The sequence below is a fragment of the Xanthomarina gelatinilytica genome (assembly GCF_000348685.1).
In the GTDB taxonomy this organism is placed as follows: Bacteria; Bacteroidota; Bacteroidia; order Flavobacteriales; family Flavobacteriaceae; genus Xanthomarina; species Xanthomarina gelatinilytica.
This window is the reverse complement of record NZ_ANLA01000031.1, coordinates 1-1,229: the sequence shown is the minus strand read 5'-3', so window position 1 is coordinate 1,229 and position 1,229 is coordinate 1. Positions and strand designations below refer to the sequence as shown.

General features: G+C 35.7%; 1 protein-coding gene. It reads left to right on the top strand.

Annotated features, from left to right (window positions below):
• Positions 1 to 68: 68 nt before the first annotated feature.
• A protein-coding gene (locus D778_RS14475) for an IS3 family transposase (protein WP_394330213.1) occupies positions 69 to 1,213 on the top strand; the annotation gives its coding sequence in 2 pieces (ribosomal slippage) (positions 69 to 321 and positions 321 to 1,213; 1,146 coding nt in all).
• Positions 1,214 to 1,229: the final 16 nt, after the last annotated feature.

The following is a 1,229-nucleotide window of genomic DNA, read 5'->3' as shown; positions in this document are numbered from 1 at the left end:
TGTAGGCTTCCCCAAAAATAGGACAGTTATAAATTCTAATTTATTAATTTTAAATTCAAACTGTCACAATGAAAAAAAGCAAATTTAGCGAGAGTCAGATAATCAAGGCACTCAAGGAAAACGAACAAGGAAGATCTGTGGGCGATTTATCAAGAGAATTAGGGATTGACAAAAGTACATTCTATTATTGGCGTAAGAAGTATGGGGGTATGGAACAGCAACAACTTAAGAGGTTGAAGGAACTTGAAGAGGAAAACAACAGGCTCAAACAAATGTATGCGGATGTGAGTTTAGATAATAAGATGTTAAAGGACGTATTGTCAAAAAAGTTCTAAAGCCTTCCGACAAGCGAGTTCGTGTCAAATATCTTGTTAAGGAGTTTACAGTGCCCATTGTACGAGCCTGCAAAGTTGTAGGTTTAAGTAGGTCAATGTGGTATTATCAGAGCAAGAAAGATGACAGCGAAGTCATTGATAAACTCACAGAGCTTGCGGAATCCTATCCAACTAGAGGTTTTGATGAGTATTATCACAAAATCCGTCGTGAAGGCTTAAAATGGAACAGAAAGCGAGTGCTTCGCATTTACAGGGATATGAAACTAAGTTTAAGACGTAAGCACAAAAAGCGTTTAGTAAAACGCGTAAAACAACCTTTGGAAACACCAACGCAGCTCAATGAATGCTGGAGTATGGACTTTATGAGTGATGCACTTGCCGATGGTAGAAAAGTGCGCGTATTTAACGTTATTGACGATTGTAATCGAGAAGCTTTAGCCATTGAAGCAGGACTATCATATCCAGCTAGAGCTGTAGTAGATACACTAGAACGTTTAAAAGAAGAAATAGGCACACCAAAATATATAAGATGTGATAACGGACCAGAATTTATCTCTAAGACCTTTATGAACTGGTGTGAAAAGAACTTTATAGAAATTAAATATACACAACCTGGAAAACCAATGCAAAACGGATATATCGAACGTTTTAATCGATTCTTTAGAGAAGATATACTAGATGCCTATTACTTCAATGACAAATATCAATTGCAAAAAATAAGCGATAATTGGAGAGAGGACTATAATTTTAACCACCCACATAAATCCTTAGGAAATAAATCACCTAAAGAATATATGCCCAGATTTGATGAAGAATTTAAATTCTTCATCAAATCTGACTTAAATAATAATTATTTATCGAACTTTGAGGTGTCCTAAAAAGGGGAAGCCTACA